We start from the raw sequence: 16,256 nt of genomic DNA, 5'->3' as shown, positions 1-16,256 counted from the left end.
CGCCTCGCGGACACCGCGGTTCCAGGGCCCCGCACACCAGGTTCCGGCCCAGGCATACTCACCCCATGCAGCCGACCCCGCAGCCCGCGCCCCCACCCCGCATCCGCCCCGCCACCGCGTCCGAACTCCCCGCGCTCCAGGACATCGAGCGCGCCGCGGGCGAGGCCTTCCGCGCCCTCGGCATGGCCGCGATCGCGGACGACGAGCCGCCCGCGGTCGACGAACTGGAACGGTTCCGCCGGGCGGGCCGGGCATGGGTCGCCGTGGACGCGGACGACGCGCCCCTCGCGTACCTCATCAGCGAGCCCGTCGAGGACGCCGACGCCGAACACATCGAGCAGGTCACCGTGGGTCCCCGCGCCGCCCGCCGCGGCGTCGGCCGCGCCCTGATCGAACACCTCGCCGCGTTTGCCCGCGCCGAGGGCAGGACCGCGCTCACCCTGACCACGTTCGCCGAGGTTCCCTGGAACGCGCCCTACTACGCCCGCATCGGCTTCCGTCCGCTGGCCGAGGACGAACTCACCCCGGAGCTCGCGAAGATCCGCGCGCACGAGGCGGAGCTCGGCCTCGACCGGTGGCCCCGCCTCTGCATGCGCCGCCCCCTCACGGCGGACGCCACCCCTCTCGCCGCGGGCGTCACACGCTGAACCGCTCCCTGAGCTCGATCTTGCGCACCTTCCCCGAGACCGTCATGGGGAAGGACTCCAGGATCCGCAGGGCGGCCGGCACCTTGTAGTGGGCCAACCGCCCTTTGCAGTAGGCCTGGAGCTCCTCCAGCGTCAGGGCGTCACCGGGCTCCCGCAGGATCACGCAGGCGAGCGGCACCTCTCCGTACCGCTCGTGGGGGACGCCCACCACCTGGACGTCCGCGATCCTGGGGTGGCCGTAGAGGAACTCCTCGATCTCCCGGGGGTAGATGTTCTCGCCGCCGCGGATGATCATGTCCTTGATGCGGCCGACGATCTGGACGTAGCCGTCCTCGCGCATGACCGCCAGGTCGCCCGTGTGCATCCAGCGCCCGGCGTCGATGACCTCGGAGGTGCGCTCGGGCTCGTCCCAGTAGCCGAGCATCACGCCGTAGCCGCGGGTGCACAGCTCGCCGGAGGAGCCGCGCGGCAGCGTCACGCCGCTCACCGGGTCGACGACCTTCACCTCGACGTGCGGCAGGACCCGGCCGACCGTCCCGGTGCGGCGCTCCAGGTCGTCCTCGCGGCGCGTCTGCGTGGAGACGGGCGAGGTCTCGGTCATGCCGTAGCAGATGGAGACCTCCCCCATGTTCATCTCGGCGACGACCCGCTTCATGACCTCGACCGGGCAGGGCGAGCCCGCCATGATGCCGGTGCGCAGCGAACTGAGGTCGTACGTCGCGAAGTCGGCGAGGCTCAGCTCCGCGATGAACATCGTCGGTACGCCGTAGAGCGAGGTGCAGCGCTCGTGCTCGACGGCGTACAGCGTGGCGGCGGGGTCGAAGGACGGCGCGGGGATGACGATGCACGCGCCGTGCGAGGTGGCCCCGAGGTTGCCCATCACCATGCCGAAGCAGTGGTAAAAGGGCACGGGCAGGCAGATCCTGTCCTGCTCGGTGTAGCCGACCGTGCGCCCCACCCAGTAGCCGTTGTTGAGGATGTTGTGGTGGGAGAGCGTGGCGCCCTTGGGGAATCCCGTGGTGCCCGAGGTGTACTGGATGTTCACCGGGTCGTCGCAGCTCAACCGCGCCTCGCGGGCGGCGAGTTCGGCGTCGGTCACGGAGGCCGCGGCGTCCAGGAGCGCGTCCCAGGAGCCGTCCTCGATGTAGTGGACGGCGCGCAGCTCGGGGCAGCGGGGCCGCACCTCGTCGACGAGCGCGCGGTAGTCGCTGCTCTTGTGGGACTGCGAGGCGACGAGCACGGAGATGCCCGCCTGGTTCAGGACGAACTCCAACTCGTGCGCGCGGTAGGCCGGGTTGATGTTCACCATGATCGCGCCGATGCGGGCGGTGGCGTACTGCACGAGCACCCACTCGGCGCAGTTGACCGCCCAGATGCCGACGCGGTCCCCCTTGGCGACGCCCGACCCCAGGAAGCCGCGCGCCAACCGGGCGACGGCGGCGCCGAATTCGGCGTACGTCCAGCGGGTTCCCGCGGCGACGTCCACCAGCGCGTCCCGGTCGGGCCAGGCCGCCACGGCGCGGTCGAGGTTCCGACCGATGGTGTCGCCCAGCAGGGGCGTACCACTGGTCCCGTGCGCATAGGACAGTTCACTCACCGGAAGCCTCCTCGCGGTCCTTCGCGTACGCCTGCGGCCCTGCGCGTACGCCGTGGGCGCGGCGGGCCGCACCGGGGGAGATCAAGTGTGGCCCGCGGATCCTGCCGCGTCGACCCTTGTGATCAGCCGTTGTGATCACTCTCCGGGACGAACCCGCGTGCGAGCCGACCGACCAATATCGTGCGCTTTGCCCCATTTACGAACTATGCCGTGCGGTAAACTTCTTTACCAAGCGCTTACGTTCGTCCCAGCGGCGAGGCGCTCAATTCTTGGGAGTGGTGGGCCGACTGACCGGCCGCCACGACAACGGGGGGTGACATGGTTCGGATGGTCCACGTCCTGAGCCTGCCCTCCAGCGGTGCGATCCACAACACCGCTCGCGACAGCGTGCCCGATATCAGCGGCACCGCCAGCCTGTCCTGACTTCCCCACTGCCCTCACGCCCGGCAGGGGCACCACCATGCCGTCGCAGGCCGTACCGCCGCGCCGCCATGCCGTCGCGCGCCCCGCCGCAGCCGCCCGAGAAGGCACTGACGCCGTCACCTACCCGGAGGACCGACGCCCGTGCACGACACGACCGCCCTGCTCATCGAACTCGGAGCCATCATCCTCGCCCTGGGCCTGCTCGGGCGCGTCGCCGGACGCGTCGGCTTCTCGCCCATACCCCTCTATCTGCTCGCTGGACTCGCCTTCGGCCACGGCGGCCTCCTCCCCCTTCAGGCCAGCGAGGAGTTCGTCGCCACCGGCGCCGAGATCGGCGTCATCCTGCTGCTCCTGCTGCTCGGCCTGGAGTACAGCGCCTCCGAGCTCGTCACCAACCTCAAGGCCCAATACCCCTCCGGCGCCGTCGACTTCGTCCTCAACGCCGCCCCCGGCGCCGCCGCGGCGCTGCTCCTGGGCTGGGGCCCCGTCGCCGCGGTCGCCCTCGCCGGCGTCACCTGGATCTCGTCGTCCGGTGTCATCGCCAAGGTCCTCGGCGACCTCGGCCGCCTCGGCAACCGCGAGACGCCCGTCGTCCTCGGCGTCCTGGTCATCGAGGACCTCGCCATGGCCGTCTACCTGCCCATCCTCACCGCCCTGCTCGCCGGGGTGAGCCTGGCGGGCGGCGCCCTCACGCTGGTGATCGCGCTCGGCACCGTGGGCGCCGTCCTGTTCGTGGCGCTGCGTCACGGGCGTCTGATCAGCCGGGCCGTCTCCTGCGACAGCGCCGAGATGCTGCTGCTCGTCGTCCTCGGCCTCGCCCTCCTCGTCGCGGGCGTCGCGCAGGAGCTTCAAGTCTCCGCCGCCGTCGGCGCGTTCCTCGTCGGCATCGCCCTGTCGGGGGAGACCGCCGAGGGCGCGACCACCCTGCTCTCCCCGCTCCGCGACCTCTTCGCCGCCGTCTTCTTCGTCTTCTTCGGCCTGTCCACCGACCCCGCCGCCATCCCGCCCGTCCTCGTCCCCGCCCTGCTCCTGGCCGTCGTCACGGCGCTCACCAAGGTCGCCACCGGCTGGTACGCCGCGCGCCGCGCGGGGATCCACGGCGGCGGCCGCTGGCGGGCCGGGGGCACCCTCGTCGCCCGCGGCGAGTTCTCCATCGTCATCGCGGGGCTCGCCGTCGGCGTCGAACCCCGCATCGGCCCGCTGGCCACCGCGTACGTCCTGATCCTGGTCGTCGCCGGACCGCTGACCGCCCGCTTCGCCGAGCCGCTGGCCCGGCTGCTCACCCGCCGCCGCGAGGCCCCGGAGCCGCCGGTTCCCGCACCCGCCGCCGCACCGGCCGAGCGGATCGGAGCCGAGCGGACCGAGACCGTCACCGTGGACGCCTGAGCGCCTGCGCCTCCCTCCCAGAAAAGGGGTACGTGATCGTGCACGACGCACCCGCCACGTTCGTCGACGGCTACCCGCAGATCCTGGCCGAGGCGACCGCCACCGGCCGCCGCCTCAGCCGCGACGAGCTCCTCTCCCGCCGCACCCTCGGCGCCCAGGCCGCCGCCAAGGGACACGGATGGCGTGTCCTGGTCCGGGAACACATCACCGCCACCCGGGCGGGCTGGCCCCGCGCGGCCGAGCCCGACAGCGTCCTCACCGTCTTCGAGCAGGCCATGGACGCCTTCGCGGACGGCTACGAACGGGCTCAGCGACTCGTCGTACGCCAAGAGGAGGCCGCCCGGCGGGAGTTCATCGACGACCTCCTGCACGGGGGCGGCGACCCGGGCCGTCTCTCGGCCCGCGCCGAGCGCTTCGGTCTGCGCCTCTCCCGCGCCCACGCGGTCGCCGTGGCGGAGGGCCCGGCCACGTACGACGAGACCGACCCGGTCCCCTGCCAGGTGGAAGCCGCCCTGTTCGGCCGCTTCGAGAACCGCCGCATCCTGTTCACCACCAAGGACGGGCGGATGGTGTGCATCGCCCCGGGCGACCAGGACGAGGTGCTGACCTTCTTCGCCAAGCAGGCCTACGCGGCGACCGACGGCGGGCAGGTCGCCGTCGGCCGCCCCCGCACCGGCGCCGTCGGCATCGGCCACAGCTACGAAGAGGCCCTCAACGCTCTTGACGTCGGCCGGCGCATGGGCTTCGACGACCCCGTGCTGCGCGCCGCCGACCTGCTGGTCTTCCCCGTCCTCGCCCGTGACCGGCAGGCCCTGGTCGACCTCGTGCGCGACACGCTCAGCCCTCTGGAGCAGGCGCGCGGCGGGGCGCGGCCGCTGCTCGACACCCTCGCCGCGTACTTCGACTCCGGCTGCGTGGCCTCGGAGGCGGCCCGCCGACTCTCCCTGAGCGTCCGGGCGCTGACGTACCGTCTGGCACGCGTCCACACGCTGACCGGCACCGATCCCACCAACCCGGCGCACCGCTACACCCTGCAGACCGCGGTGATCGGGGCGCGGCTGCTCGACTGGCCCGGCAGGCCCCTGTGACGCCCGGCGGTCCAGGGCTCAGAACTGCCGGTCCGGCCAGTCCAGCAGGCGGGCGCCGATCACCGCGGTCTGGAGCGTGTAACGGTGCACGGGGTCGGCCGGGTTGGCGCCCGTGAGCTTGTGGATGCGCTCCAGGCGGTAGGTGAGGGCGCGCACGCTCAGCGACAGGCGGCGGGCGGCTTCCGCCGCGACGCAGCCCGCGTCGAAGAAGGCGGCGAGTGTCTCGATGAGTGGCTGCGCGCCGCCGCGTGCGCGCTCCAGAGGGCCGAGGGTGCCCCGCACCAGATCGGCCATGGCCTGCCGGTCACGGGTCAGCACGGGGTAGACGAGCAGGTCCGCGGCGCGCAGCACCGGGTCGTCGAGCTCCAGGCGCTCCGCGAGGTCCAGGGTGTTCAGGGCCTCTTCGTAGGACTGCACGACGCCGCCGGGGCCCGGCTGCGGGCGGCCGATGGCGACCCGGCCGCCGTCGGTCGCCGCGTACGCGTACTTCGCGAAGAAGGCCAGGACCTCGTCCTGGTCGCCGGGGGCCACACAGACCAGACGGCCGTCCTTGGTGGTCAGCAGAGTGCTCCGGTCGCCGAACCGCCCGACCAGGGCCCGCTCGACCTCGCGCGGCACGGCGTCGCCCTCGTCGTACCTGTCGGGCCCCTCGGCCACGGAGACCGCGTGCGCGTGGGAGAGGCGCAGCCCGAAGCGTTCCGCCCGCTGGGCGAGCAGGCCCAGGTCGCTGCGGCCGTACAACAGGTCGTCGATGAACTCCCGCCGGGCGGCGACCTCTTGGCGCACGGCGACACGCTGCGCCCGCTCGTACCCCTCGGCGAAGGCGTCCACGGCCTGCTCCGCGACGGCGAGGACGCTGTCCGCGGGGGCGTTCCCGCACGGCCACGCGGCGCGGGTCGCCGCCAGGTGTGCGGCGACCAGCTGCCGCAGGCCGAACCCCTCCTCCGCGGCGCGCTCGCCCAGCGCGCGCCGCGCGTCCAGCTCGTCGCGGGTCAGCCGGCGCCCGGTGGCGGAGGCGGCGGCCAGCAGGTCGGTGTACCCGTCGAGGTGGTCCCCGGGGACGCCGTGGTCTCCCCTGTCGGTCGCGCCGTGCCGACCGGGCCCCGCGGTCACGGGCGTCGACTGGCGTGCCGCGCCGACGGGTTGGCGAAGGCGTGGCGCGGGTCGGTGGCGCGGGTGATGGCGGTCTCGACCGAGGCCACGCGGTCGGCGAGGAGGCCGAGGGCGGCGACGGCGCGGTCCATGGGGTCTCCCCTGTTCGAGCGGAGTCGGGAGCTCGGGGAGAGGTCCTCTTCGGGGCCGCCGAGCGTGCGGGACCTGACGTGGGCCGCCTTGATCCCGGCCCAGCGGTCGGCCTGTTCGGGGGTGAGCGTGCCGCGCAGCTCCGCGAGTTTCAGGAGGTTGGCCTCGGCTCCGTCGGTGAGGGTCTGGGCCTCGCCGGTGTAGTGGTCCTCGATCACGGCGGCGAGCTCGGCGTCGTTCATGACGGGGTCGATCCGCGCGACGATCTTGTTCATGTCGCGGTACGAGCCCTGGAGCCGGAAGGCCGGTTCGGTGCGGGTCTCCCGCGACCGGCCCGCGGAGGCGATGTAGGCGGAGTTGACCGCGAGGACCGTGGCGCGCGCGGTGAGCAGATGGCCCAACACGGCGACGACGCGCTCCAGTTCGGCCGGGGCGTAGGGGTGGACGAGCCCGTCGGGACGCGCGGTGGGGTCGTTCTGCGCGAGGCGGATCAGCAGGTCCAGGTCGGCGCGGTCGCGCCCGGCGAGCGGGGCGAGGACCGGGTGCGCGGTCAGCGCGTTCTCGACGAAGCTGACGGCGAAGGCGTCCTCCTTGCCGGTCAGGACGTCGCCGAGGTTCCACACGTCGGCGCGGTTGGCGAGCATGTCGGGGACGCGGAAGCGGGCGCCGGACTCGGTGTAGGGGTTGCCCGCCATGCAGACCGCGAAGCGCTTGCCCCGCAGGTCGTAGGTGCGGGACGTGCCGTTCCAGACCCCCTCCATGCGGCGCTGGGCGTCGCACAGGGAGATGAACTTCTGCAGCAGCTCGGGCGAGGTGTGCTGGATGTCGTCCAGGTGGAGGAGGACGTTGTTGCCCGCCTCCAGCGCGAAGTTGACCTTGTCGATCTCCTGGCGGGCCGTGGCGTTCGGGGCCTCGGCCGGGTCGAGCGAGGTGACGCCGTGGCCGAGGGCGGGGCCGTTGACCTTGACGAGGACCAGGCCGAGGCGGTCCGCGACGTACTCCATGAGGGTCGTCTTGCCGTAGCCGGGCGGGGAGACGAGCAGCAGGAGGCCGCCCGCCGTGCCGAGTTGCCGGTCGAGGCTGTCGCCGATGAGGGGCAGGTAGACCTCGTCGATGAGGCGGTTGCGGACGAAGGAGGACATGACTCTCGGCCGGTACTCGTCCAGGCGCAGGCGGGACCGCTCGGCGGCGACGAGTTCGGCGCGGCGGGCCTGGTAGGCGCGGAAGCCCGGGACGGCCGTCGCCCTGAAGTCGCGTGTGCGGGCGAGGAGTTCGTCCAGGCGGACCGTGAGGCGGCGGCCCTCGACGCGCGGGTGGGTGCCGAGGAGCCCGTCGACGGTCTCGGTGAGCGCGGCCGCGCTGTCGTAGCGCTCCAGGCCGGGGCAGAGCTCGACGGCGACCGCCTCGGCCAGGAGGCCGTCGGCGCCCTCGCCGGTCGCGGCCGCGTACGAGGAAAGCCACCCCTCGACCAGCTGGCGCCGCGCGGCGAGGTCCGTGATCCCTGCGAGGTCCTCCTCGTACGCCGAAGCGCCCGCGGCACGGCGGAACGCGGCGAGGAACGTACGGGCGGACTCCGAGGTGACGAATCCGGCGGGCCCGGTGGTGAGTTCGTCGAAGAGGTACGCGGCGGCCGACTCGCCCGTCCGCGCGGCGAGTTCGGCGCAGAGGTCGTCGATGGCGGGCGCGGGGCCGAAGGTGTCGCGGGCGCGGGCCAGCGACACCGCGCGCCGCGTCCACAGCTCGCGCTCGTGCGGGTCGGTGGCGTGGGCCCAGAACAGCTGGGCGGCCGCGCGCGCCTCGGGGGTGTGCCGCAGCAGGCCCGCGCCGGTGTGCAGGCGCAGGAGCGCGCCGAGGACGAGCGTCGCGTCGTGGTCGTGGACGCCGCGTTCGTACCCTTCGTCGTACGCCGCCTCGGCCGCCGCGCGCACGAGCGCGGGCACGTCGGCGGCGTCCAGGAGCGTTCGGGGCCCGTGCTCGGCGAGCAGGCGGGCGGCGAGGTGTTCGGCGCGGTAGACGTCCGCGGTCTCGGAGGGCAGGAGCTGGTTCCAGTAGGGGCGCAGCTCGGCGAAGGCCGGGTCGGTGACCGGCGCGCGGTAGTCGGTGCCGGTCAGCGCGAAGACCATGCCCTCGCCGTCCGCGGCCGGGACGAGCGTGAGGTCCAGAGGCCGGGTGTTGACCGCGAAGCGGTGGCGGCCCAGGCGGATGGTGTCGCCGCCGTCCGCGTACAGCTCGGTGCGGTCGCGCAGCGAGCGTGCGGCCTCCTGCCGGGCGGCGTCGAGGCGGCCCTCCAGCTCCTCCGCCCTCACCTGGTCGTCGAGTCCGCGCAGTTCGTCGATGGTGCGGCGGATCTTGCCGACCATCGGGTCGGAGGCGACGTACGTGCTGATCTCGTCGGCGGAGGAGAGCGCGGCGAGGCGGCGTGCCACGGTGTCCAGGACGCGGCCGGCGGACGTGGCGAGGCGTTCGGCGTGCCGGGCGCGGGTGTCGGCGAGGGTCTGCTTGCGGGAGGAGAAGGCCTCGTACACCTCGGCACGTCTGGTGTCGAGCTCGGCGAGGAACTCGTCCGACTGCGCGAACCGCCCTTCCAGCTCCTCCAGTTGGAGGAGGAGACGGGCGAGCTGGTCGTCGCAGGCCTCGGGGGTCGTGGCGGCGGCGAGCGCGCCGGTGACGGCCTGGCCGAGCAGGGAGAACTCGGCGGCGAACTCGGCCCGCCCCTCGTGCGCGGTCAGCTCGCGGCGGCGGGCGTCCAGCGTGGCGCGGGCCCGGTTGACGCCCGCGAGGACCTCCGCGACGCGCTCCAGGACGGCGGTGCGGACGGTGGCGTCGCCGACGTCGAGGCCCGCGACGACCTCGGTGACGGTCCGCAGCTGTTCGGTCAGCTCCTGGAGCCGGTCGTCGAGGGGCCCTGCCTCGGCGGCCGTGGTGAGCGCGTCGGCCTCCGCGGTCAGCCGCTCGATGTCGGCGTGGTGCGCGGCGAAGGCGTCGGGCCGCCCCAGGAAGGCCACGGCGCGCTGTCCGGCCGACGCGATGTCGCCCGCCAGGTCGTCGGCGAGCGCGTCGACGCGTTCGACGTCGGCGTACCGCAGGTCCTTCAGGGTCAGCACATGGCCCTGGGCGCGCCGCAGTTCGGTGATCCGCTCGACCCATTCGGGCGCGGTGCGCGGGACCTCGCCGCGGACGCGGCGTACGAGCGCGGCGCTGTGCGCGGCCGCTTCGTCGAGCGCGTCGCCGGCCTGCCGGGTCAGCGTCCGCACCGTCGCGAACTCGCCGAGGACCTGCTCGGCGGTGGCGCGCACGGCGTCCAGCGGTGTGCGCAGGTCCCCCGCCTCGGCCTCGCCCAGCCAGTGGTAGGAGTCGGCGGCCCGCACACAGGACGCGGCGAGCGTCTCGTAGACCTCGGCGGTGGGCGTGGTCCCGGTGACGGCGCGGGCTATGGAGAGGCAGTCGGAGATGCCCCGGACGAGGTCCGCGTTGCCGATGCGGGCCAGGGGCCCCTCCCCCGTGGGGCGGTTCGCGGCGTAGGTGTCGGACACGTACGGGGAGCGCCACAGCTGCAGCGGGTGCACGCGGGCGGGCTCGTCGGAGCCCGCCCGCAGCACGGCGAGGAGTCCGTCGTCGAAGAGCGCGTGCCCCTGGCAGGAGATCGGGGTGGCGATCTCCTTGCGGATCATGTTGTACGGCAGGAGCAGGCTGTGGCCCGCCACGCGCGCGTGGAAGACGAAGAGGACGTCCTCGCCGTTGGGCGAGCGCACCGCGCGCTCGAACTCCAGGCCGTCGGTGTCCAGGGCGTCGAAGGTCTTGTACGCGCCCGTGGCCAGGCAGTAGCCGCCGGGGAAGACGATGCCCTGGTCCTCGGGCAGCCGTCGGCAGGCCTGCCCGATGCCGTCGAGCCGTACGACGGTGCGGGTGAGGGTGTTGAAGACGAGGTGGCGCCAGGCGTCCTCCTTGTAGGGGCGCACGCGAAGGAGGATCAGCGCGCCCACGCGCGCGTGGGCCACGTCCGCGTCGGCGAGGGACTGCAGCGGCTCGTCGACCGGCTCCTCGTACACGCCCCGGCCGGTCCCGGTGTCGTTCTCCGTCTTGACGGTGAGGGTGCCGCCGACGGTCGCCACGAAGATCTCGCCGTCGATGGAGAGGTGCGGGTGGCGGCCGAGGACATGGTCCTCGCGGGTCGCCTCGGTCCACGCGAAGTCGTGCGCGGGCGGCAGGACGTGGTCGCGCTCGCCGCGCGCGTCGAGGAACTCGGCCCGCCCTTCGGGCGACAGCGACCAGCGCAGGACACGGATGTCGTCGGCCTTCTCGCCGGTGCGGAAGACGGCGAGCACCTTGCCGTCGACGTGCCGGAGCCGAAGGAGGCGCGCGTCGCGGAAGTAGCGGAAGAGGGCGGCGAGTTCGCGGACGAAGGCCGGGTCGTCGAGGAGTCCTGGCACCGCGTCGTCGGGCAGCCGGTTCAGGTCGCGGTCGCAGAGACGGAGGACGTCGCCGACCGCGGCCTCGGTCCCGGCGCCGAGGGAGTCGTCGAAGCCGAGGAGCAGGGCGTCGCCGACGGCGATGACGTCGCGCGGTACGCACGGCCGCTCGGTGCGGATGCTGTCGGTGCCGGTGAGCGTGAGCCCGGTGGAGCCGAAGGCGGCGACGCGGCGGTCGTTGAGGGCGGTGGCGCGGTCGGCCAACTCCCTTGCCAAGGCGGTGAGACGATCGCGCAGCACGTCGTACGTCCCCGCGTCCAGACCGGTCCCGCTGTCCATGTCCGGCTCTCCCTCTTCCGAATCCCGTACGTTTCTGCCTCACGTACGCCGTACGTGTCGTGCGGAGGGGCCGGAGCCGCTCACCCCCGTGGAGCGGTCCCGGCCGGTCTGTGTCAGCTCTTGAGCGAGCCGTTCTTGGGTGAACCGTCCCCCAGGGAGCCGTCGAGCTCGGCGAGGGGCATGTCGGCGATGCCCAACTGGCCTGCCTTGTCCAGCAGTTCCCGCAGCTGCGCGGACTGCTCGCCGCCGCCCTTCATGAGCTTCGCCAGGAGGGCGGAGACGGTCAGGTTCCGTACGTCGGAGGTGGAGACGGAGCCGAGCAGCCGGGTGAGGTCGTCGGTGAAGCTCGCGGTGCCGTCCAGCCACGGTCCGGCCAGGGCCTGTGCGGTCTCGGAGTTCCGCACGAACCCGTCGACGCCCTTGCCGAGCGAGATCGACGACACGAGGCGGTCGAAGAAGACCGACTCGCCGCCGACGATGCTGATGTCGGCGTTCTCCAGACCGGTGGCGAGGACGGTGGCCTGCGCCTCGGCGACCTGGCGCTGCACCTCGATGCCGGCCAGGCGGACGTCCTTCTCCGCCTCCAGGCGCAGCCGGTACTCCTCGTGGGCGCGGGACGCCTCGTCGAGGGCGGCCATCGCGGCGGCCTTCTCGGTCAGGCCCGCGGCCTCGGCCTTCAGCCTGGCCTCGACGCCCTCGGCCTCCGCGCGCATCCGGGCCTCGGTGGCCCCGGCCTCGGCGCGGCCCGCCTTCTCGACGGCGTCGGCCTCCTTCTCGCGGACCTGCACGGCGGCCAGGCCTTCGGCGGCGCGCTCGGCCTGTACGCCCTCGGCCAGGCGCAGCTTGGCGCGCGCCTCCAGATCGGAGGCCTTCAACCGGGCCTCGGCGAGGGTGAGTTCCTCGGCGGCGCGGTGCGTGGCGGCCTGCTCGGCGGCCTCCGCCGCCTTGATGCTCTTGACCAGGCCCTCCTGGGCCTCGGCCTCCGCTGCGATGACGACGGCCTGGCGCTCGCGCTCCGCCTCCGCCACGGCGCGCAGCTTCTTGATGGACTCCTCCTGCTCGGCCACCGTGCGGTCCACGGCGACGCGCTCGCGGACGACCTCGGCGATCTCCCGCTTCTCCGCCTCGACCTCCTTCTCGGCGGCGATCCGCGTCAGCTCGGTCTCCCGGTCGCGGGCGATGACTTCGAGGAGGCGGTCCTTCTCGATGCGCTCGTTCTCGACGGCGATGACCCGCTCGCGGTTCTTCTGCGCGACGGCGACCTCGCGGGCCTGGTTCTCGCGCTGCACGCCGAGCTTCTCCTCGGTGACGAGGAAGGCGCTCTGCGCACGCAGCCGCTCCTCCTCCACCACCCGCGCCGTCTCGGCCTCCTCACGGGCGCGGACGGTGTCGACCTCGCGCCGCTGCTTGATCTCGGCGTCGGCCTGACGGCGCTCCAGCTCCAGGATGGCCTCGCGCGCGTCGACGTTCTGCCGGGTGATCTCCTTCTCCTCGCTGCGCGTGTACTCGTTCGTCCGTACGTGCTCGACGGCCGTCAGCTCGGTGATCTTCCGGATGCCCTGGGCGTCCAGGATGTTGGACGGGTCCAGCTGGTTCAGGGGCGTCTGCTCCAGGTGGTCGATGGCCGCGTCCTCCAGGCTGTAGCCGTTCAGATCGGTGCCGATGACCTGGATGATGCGGTCCCGCAGCTCGTCGCGCTTGGTGTAGAGGTCGGCGAAGTCCATCTGCTTGCCGACGGTCTTGAGGGCCTCGGAGAACTTCGCGTTGAAGAGTTCCTGCAGCGTGTTCTGGTCGCTGGCCCGCGCCGTCCCTATGGCCTGCGCGACCCGGATCACGTCCTCGACGGTCTTGTTGACGCGGACGAAGAACGAGATCCGGATGTCCGCGCGGATGTTGTCGCGGCAGATCAGACCGTCGCGGCCGGTCCTCGTGATGTCGATGGTCTTCACCGAGATGTCCATGACCTCGGCCTGGTGGAGCACCGGCAGCACGACCTGCCCGGTGAACGTCACGTCGACCTTCCGCATCTTCGAGACGATCAGCGCCTTGCCCTGCTCGACCTTGCGGAAGAGACGGCTGACGACGAGCAGCAGGGCGACGACGACGATCAGGACAGCGGCGACGGACACGCCGATGCCCAGGGTGATGGCATCCATGGTGAGGTCCTCAGGGTTGAGCGGGCGGGGCGGGCGGCCCCGAAGTGGGCCGTTCGGCCGGGAGTTACGCGGCGCGAGGGCGGCCGGGGTCGAGCGACGCCTCGTAGGGCGCGACCCAGAAGAACTCGCCCGCGTCGTCGTACGCGTACAACAGCGCACTGCTGCCTGCGGTCAGGGCGCTCTCGCGGGCCTGTGGGTCCTGCCGGACCTGGACGACGGCGACGGCACCGTCCTGGGCCGCGACCTCCGCCTGGCCGAAGCGCGCGTCCACGCGCCCGGTGCGGATGGTGCAGACCGAGCCGACGAAGTCCTGCCGGGACGGCCCGGGTTCGTCGGGGAAGAGCCCGGCAAGGGGCCGTACGAGAGTACGCGCCGCCCACCAGGCGGCGGGCAAGGAGACGAGCAGCAGAACGAGTTCGGCGGCGAGCCGGGCGAACCCGGCGAGCTCCGCCCTGCCGATGAGCACGGCTCCGGTGAGGGTGCTCAGCCAGGCGGCCACGACCGCCATGGACACGGCCACGGCGACCGGTACGCCGCCGAGCCCCACCGCGTCCAGGTCCACGTCCGCGTCGAAGCCGTCCGCTTCGGCCCCACCGGCCACGACGAGCAGCCAGAAGCCGAGGACGACCACCAGGGCCGAGGTGAAGACGACGGTCGGAAAACTCGCGGCGGCCTCGATGAACTCCCGCACCCGCCAACCCCCTTCACGCGCCCGCAGCTCCGGCCCCGACACCGGATCGCGCTGCCGCAACCCGGCACCGGGGCCAGGCCCCCGTTTCTGCCGCGTCCATCCTGACCCGGGGGGCGGCCGTGGGGCATTGCCGACTTCCGGCAGTCTTTACGCGTTGTTGATGCCGGGCGCGGACGCCGCCCGCGGAAGGGCCGCGGGCCGCAACGGGACGCGGAGCCCGCCGTTCCGCCTCACCCGCGCCCCGGCTCCTGCCCGTCCTGGGCCATGGCCACGAGCGCGGCCCGGTCGACCTTGCCGTTGACGGTGAAGGGCAGGCGCTCCACGTGCCGTACGGAATCCGGGACGGCGTAACGGGGAAGCTTCTCCAGGAATGCCTCGTGGATGTCCGCCGCCTCCTGAGCCGGCGTGCTCGGGCCCTCCGGCGCGGCCGGGCCCTGCGATGCGGGAGAGGTGTAGAAGAAGGCGAGCGACTCGTAGGAGCCGAGCTCTCCGGGGACGGGGACCGCGGCGCACTGCGCCACCTCGGGCAGGAGGGCGCCGAAGGCTTCGATCTCCTCCGGTTCGATCCGGTGGCCACGGATCTTCACCTGCCGGTCGCCCCGCCCGGTGAAGTGCAGCAGCCCCGTGCTGTCGACGAACCCGAGGTCGCCGGTGCGATAGACGCGCGTCTTCCTGCCGTCGATGACGAGGGCCGGGAACTTCTCCTCGGTGAGCTCTTCGTCTCCGAGGTATCCCCGCGCGAGGCCGTCGCCCCCGATGCACAGTTCCCCGATCTCCCCGGGCGCCGCCGGTTCGTCGCCGTTCAGGACGTGCATGCTCGTGGCGGCCACGGCGACTCCGATGGGGATGCCGGTGGGCACGGCGCAGTCCTCGGGCCTGATGCGACGGGCCGTGGCCGTCGCACAACTCTCCGCCGGTCCGTAGCAGTTGAAGAGCGCCGTCGCGGGGTGGTGGCGGGCGAGGAAATCGGCGACGTGGGGAGGGGAGATCCGCTCCCCGCCGAGGTAGATCCGCTCGATGCCCGTGAAGCAGTCGACGTCCTCCTCCACGAAGAGGTTGAACAGCGAAGCCGTGAGCCACATCGTGTTGACGCCCGCGTCCGCGATCAGCTCCGCGAGCGACTCCGGAAGGAGGTACTCCTCTTCCGCGAGGACCAGCACACCGCCCGTGGCCAGGGCACCCCACACCTCGAAGGAGAACATGTCCCAGGGCGAGGGCGCCGTTTGCGGCAGCACCGTGCCCGGGCCGAACGGGAAGTCTCCGTCCGGCGCGAACAGGCGCATGACCGCCCGGTGCGGAGAGACAACTCCCTTGGGAACGCCCGTCGTTCCCGAGGTGAAGAAGATGCTGGCCGCGGACGCGCCGTCGACCTCGACCCCAGCGGGCGGCCGCCGTCCGGAGGACTTCGCGGGGAACCGCACGCGAGAGACCCCGGCGGGCAGCGGAACATCCGCGGGGTCACCGATCAGTACGGGCGTGTCCAGGCGTCCGAGAAGCGAGGCCACGCGGTCCGACGGCCACCGGGGATCGAGGGCGGCATAGGCCGCTCCGCATTTCAGAACGGCCAGGAGGGACACGAAGAGCTCGCACGAACGGGGCATGAGCAGGGGAACGATCTTCCCGGGGCGCACGCCCTGCTCCCACAGAAGTGCCGCCCGGTCGTCCGACAGGGCGTCCAGCTCGCCGTAGGTCATGCTGCCGCCGGGGTGGATGACGGCCACTGCCTCGGGACGCACGACGGCGTGCGATGCCACGGCTCGGTGAATGACTTGTTCTGTCATGGGAGGCGGGTTCCGTTCGTGGTCGTCGGCACGACCGAATAGGGCGGCCGGACTGTCACAAGGTGCGGGAACGCCGCCGCGACAGGGGCGGCGCCGACCGTCCGATGTCCGCTGCCGTCAAGGTCAAGTGCCCTACGGCGCAGAGAAGTCGCCACAGTGTTCAACGGCCTCATCCGGTACGTCAAGCAACTTGGGGATCCGGCCGCCCGGCGGGACGAGGCGGTGCGGAGTCCGCTCGGAGCGCCCGAAGATCAGAGCCTTGACAAGCCCGGAACGCCCTAAGAATATGACTTCGAAGTTGCAGGAGTCTGTCCGGCGCGACCCGGCGGCCCGTCGGCACTGTCGACGCCGGGCCGTCGAACCCGACACCGGGCCCTTCACCGCCGGGCATCGACCGACGCGGTGTTCCCGGTCGGCCCCGGCCTCCGCCCGCCCCCCTTTTTCCCTGTCTCCCGGCGCGCAGCCGTGCCGTCGCACACGCGCGCCCGGAAAATTCC

Annotated in this window: 9 protein-coding genes; 3 read left to right on the top strand and 6 right to left on the bottom strand. The window is 72.8% G+C overall.

Annotated elements, in window-relative coordinates:
* Positions 1-65: 65 nt before the first annotated feature.
* Positions 66-647: a GNAT family N-acetyltransferase gene (locus ACZ4D5_RS26685; RefSeq protein WP_467774943.1), complete on the top strand. Its 582-nt coding sequence runs from the start codon at positions 66-68 to the stop codon at positions 645-647.
* On the opposite strand, the gene ACZ4D5_RS26680 is transcribed toward ACZ4D5_RS26685, so the two are convergent.
* Positions 637-2,244, bottom strand: coding sequence for an AMP-binding protein (locus ACZ4D5_RS26680; RefSeq protein ID WP_467774942.1), 1,608 nt, complete (start codon positions 2,242-2,244; stop codon positions 637-639). The two genes, ACZ4D5_RS26685 and ACZ4D5_RS26680, sit on opposite strands and share 11 nt — an antisense overlap.
* 564 nt (positions 2,245-2,808) lie before the next feature.
* Between ACZ4D5_RS26680 and ACZ4D5_RS26675 the strand changes: the two genes are divergently transcribed.
* On the top strand, positions 2,809-4,053 hold the full coding sequence (locus ACZ4D5_RS26675; protein ID WP_467774941.1) for a cation:proton antiporter: 1,245 nt from the start codon (positions 2,809-2,811) through the stop codon (positions 4,051-4,053).
* Between the two features lie 32 nt (positions 4,054-4,085).
* Complete coding sequence (locus ACZ4D5_RS26670) at positions 4,086-5,141, top strand: PucR family transcriptional regulator (protein ID WP_467774940.1); 1,056 nt, start codon at positions 4,086-4,088, stop codon at positions 5,139-5,141.
* Between the two features lie 18 nt (positions 5,142-5,159).
* Here the strand turns inward: ACZ4D5_RS26670 and ACZ4D5_RS26665 are convergent, their stop codons facing one another.
* The 5 genes from ACZ4D5_RS26665 to ACZ4D5_RS26645 all read right to left on the bottom strand — a co-directional run bounded on the left by ACZ4D5_RS26665 (position 5,160) and on the right by ACZ4D5_RS26645 (position 15,732).
* On the bottom strand, positions 5,160-6,254 hold the full coding sequence (locus ACZ4D5_RS26665) for a PucR family transcriptional regulator (RefSeq protein WP_467774939.1): 1,095 nt from the start codon (positions 6,252-6,254) through the stop codon (positions 5,160-5,162).
* On the bottom strand, positions 6,251-11,131 hold the full coding sequence (locus ACZ4D5_RS26660) for a DNA repair ATPase (protein ID WP_467774938.1): 4,881 nt from the start codon (positions 11,129-11,131) through the stop codon (positions 6,251-6,253). The genes ACZ4D5_RS26665 and ACZ4D5_RS26660 overlap by 4 nt, the downstream gene beginning before the upstream one ends.
* 113 nt (positions 11,132-11,244) lie before the next feature.
* Positions 11,245-13,287, bottom strand: a complete 2,043-nt coding sequence (locus ACZ4D5_RS26655; RefSeq protein WP_467774937.1) for a flotillin family protein — start codon at positions 13,285-13,287, stop codon at positions 11,245-11,247.
* A gap of 64 nt (positions 13,288-13,351) precedes the next feature.
* Entirely contained in the window at positions 13,352-13,978 is a 627-nt protein-coding gene (locus ACZ4D5_RS26650; protein WP_467774936.1) for a hypothetical protein, read from the bottom strand.
* 230 nt (positions 13,979-14,208) lie between these two features.
* Positions 14,209-15,732, bottom strand: coding sequence for an amino acid adenylation domain-containing protein (locus tag ACZ4D5_RS26645; RefSeq protein WP_467774935.1), 1,524 nt, complete (start codon positions 15,730-15,732; stop codon positions 14,209-14,211).
* Between the last annotated feature and the right edge of the window lie 524 nt (positions 15,733-16,256).

It is taken from the genome of Streptomyces sp. NPDC025651 (assembly GCF_055558735.1).
The sequence above is the reverse complement of the archived record's forward strand: the minus strand, read 5'-3'. Positions and strand labels throughout refer to the sequence as shown.